This window comes from Brevibacillus sp. MCWH (genome assembly GCF_013096935.1).
In the GTDB taxonomy this organism is placed as follows: Bacteria; Bacillota; Bacilli; order Brevibacillales; family Brevibacillaceae; genus Brevibacillus; species Brevibacillus aydinogluensis.
The window spans coordinates 1-545 of sequence record NZ_SDLF01000113.1 but is presented as its reverse complement, the minus strand read 5'-3'; the positions used below and the strand labels follow the sequence as shown (position 1 = coordinate 545).

1 protein-coding gene is annotated in these 545 nt (G+C 30.1%); it reads left to right on the top strand.

Going from position 1 to position 545, the window contains the following annotated elements; translation table 11 throughout:
- Positions 1–67: 67 nt before the first annotated feature.
- Positions 68–545, top strand: a 478-nt coding sequence (locus ETC00_RS19615; RefSeq protein ID WP_171567720.1) for a hypothetical protein, incomplete at its 3' end; no start/stop codon positions are given.

Below are 545 nucleotides of genomic sequence, written 5' to 3'. Positions count from 1 at the left end.
TATTAAAACTACTAGATTAAAAGTAAACAACGATAATTATGTGGCTTTGTTTATACGGGTTAGACAAGTGAATAAGTTTAAAAAGAATGAGCAATTAATAAGTAATGATAAAGTTACTGTCCCTACAGTTTCATTCGACTTTGAAGGTCAGTTAGCTAACTTTGAAGTATTTTATAAACCGATAGGGTCTAATAATTATGTGCAAATGAATAAAGTTCAGATGGGGTTACCCCCTCTAAAAACTCCATTCTGTTTTTATAGTTTTACTGATGAAAATAAAGTTTCTATAACTTTCACTACTCGTGACGGTTATTTTATTCCTGAATTCGGTTCAGAGTTAAAAATAGTGTATTATATGACTTTAGGAAGCGGTGGGAACTTTAAAGAATATACTGGTACAAACATAAGTGTTTCTCCTAGTTCTGAAGTATATGAATATAATAACAACTTAATTGTTTTTGCTATTCCTCAGGGAGAAAGTTCTGGGGGTACAAATAAAATAACTATTGATGAATTGAGACAAAGAATTTTAGAGAAAATGAGAA